The organism is Grimontia marina (assembly GCF_900060185.1).
Classification (GTDB): Bacteria; Pseudomonadota; Gammaproteobacteria; order Enterobacterales; family Vibrionaceae; genus Enterovibrio; species Enterovibrio marinus.
Genome location: NZ_FIZY01000142.1, coordinates 1 through 2,015 on the forward strand (window position 1 = coordinate 1; position 2,015 = coordinate 2,015).

The 2,015-nt window shown below is 39.9% G+C and carries 2 protein-coding genes; both read left to right on the plus strand.

Going from position 1 to position 2,015, the window contains the following annotated elements; genetic code table 11:
- Positions 1-611 precede the first annotated feature (611 nt).
- Positions 612-1,241 carry a class II aldolase/adducin family protein gene (locus tag GMA8713_RS25515; RefSeq protein WP_062715469.1) on the plus strand — a complete coding sequence of 210 codons (630 nt, stop codon included), beginning with the start codon at positions 612-614 and terminating at the stop codon, positions 1,239-1,241.
- 400 nt (positions 1,242-1,641) lie between these two features.
- Positions 1,642-1,896 (plus strand): alpha/beta hydrolase, encoded by a 255-nt coding sequence (locus GMA8713_RS25525; RefSeq protein ID WP_062715474.1) that lies wholly within the window; start codon positions 1,642-1,644, stop codon positions 1,894-1,896.
- Positions 1,897-2,015: the final 119 nt, after the last annotated feature.

A 2,015-nucleotide genomic window follows, 5' to 3' on the forward strand; every position in this document is an offset into this window, starting at 1 on the left:
ATCACAGGTGTAAACATATGTGGCAATTGCTCAGGAAGGTGAAGCACTTTATGGATAACGTATCGCCGTACCCGGGAGGTTGCCACGGCACGGCGAAAATGTAGCACTATTCGGATCAGTTATTTAGGATCCGAATATCACTGTTCATTAAAAGATCAATCATTAACCAACTCTGCGGTGTTAAAAATCACGAAGCATGTATATACAGAAAAGAAAACTGCACTCGAAGGTGAGAATAAAGAAGAATATCTAACGATAAATGGGGGATAAATGTTGATAGAAGTCTCAATAATAAAATAAATTAGGTTTAGATCGCATTTTATCTTGCGCGATCCTTAAATTGATAAAAAATATCAAGGTATGGCAGGAGATAATTAAAAATAAATTCAGCCATAAAAAATGTATCACTGCCTACAAAAAGAAAATGGATCATTTCTTGACAGTGGCCTGGATCCTTTCTTTATATGATTCAAGAAAAAGGATCTTAATATAGGTGGAGTGTATTGTTCGGCGATCAGGAATTAGATCCTTCTAGAAGCTATCAACTTCCTGAACGTGTAGTAAATGAAAACGCAATGGTACACAGAAAGCGACTTTGTTGGAGATGTGGAATGTTTGGGCAAAGCGATCTACAAAATAAACTCGTTAATTACGGTCGTAAACTCTTTTTAAAAGGGCATGATACAGGACAAAGCGGTAACCTGTCGGCACAGATGGAAGATGGTACTGTAGTAATTACCACGAACGGACTAAAAATGGGCAGGCTAGAGAGTGATCACTTCTCTGTCGTTTCATTGAGCGGAGACCTGATATCTGGCGATTTGCCGAATTGGGAATTTGAGCATCATTTGGATATCTATAATGCAAACCCGAAGCATAAAGCTATTTTTACGATCACACCAAGGCATATTTCAAAATTAGTTACCGAGGAAAACCTCAATGTAGAAAATGTATTACCGGCACTTTCTCCCATTGTAGTGATGAGAACGACCACACTTCCTAGAATTCCATTATTTAGATCTTCTGGATCTTGTTTCCTGGCAGAAAAGGCCAAAAGTCATCACGCGGTATTGATTGCGAATATCGGATTGGTGGTGATGGGAGAAGATCTTGAAGATGCACTGTGTAATGTTGAAGAGTTGGAAGAAACAGCTGCGCTGAGAATGCAAGCTGCAAACGACAACTTCCGTTATTTGAGTAATGAAGAAATTGCGGAAATAAATGCGGTTTTTGCGCACTGATATGTTTTCCAGTAACAAAAAATACTATTAAGAAGCTGGCATTGACGCTAGCTTCTTTGCGTTTGGAATATATCCAGACTGGCTAAATTCTGTATCTACAGGTTGCTGGGTGTATACCCAAATAACCTGAAGATGCTCGCATTGATCGCCTCCCTTCGCTTTAGTTAATGATTCCGTGCCCTTTGTTGTTTCTTTTTGATGGAGATAACTACTAATGTAAGGGAACGCCATGATCACAATGCCAGTCAATATCGCTGAATCCTGCATCTTAAGGTTGTTTGGGCACAGTAAAAAGAAGTAGACATCACAGTTGATAGTGTTGCCGATTTATGGAGGTTTACACTAAAAAATAGTGACTTAAGATGAAATGTAGGACTTGTTCGTTATAAAGGAGCCATACATGTCAACTGACTATCAGCTTACAGATAAACCGATTCCAGCTCCACGAGGCACACTCGAGCAATTTAGTTTTCATTCTCCTTCATTGAAAAATAATATGGCAGATGAAAATTCCAATAGGGAGATCATTGTGTATCTTCCTGCCTGCTACTACGCGGATTCAAACAAAGCCTTTCCGGTTATTTACGTGTTACATGGCTACGAGGGTGAGCCTAATTCCTGGTTCGATGAGGAATTGAATGAAGAAGCTAAATAACTGATCCGAATAGTGCTACATTTTCGCCGTGCCGTGGCAACCTCCCGGGTACGGCGATACGTTATCCATAAAGTGCTTCACCTTCCTGAGCAATTGCCACATATGTTTACACCTGTGAT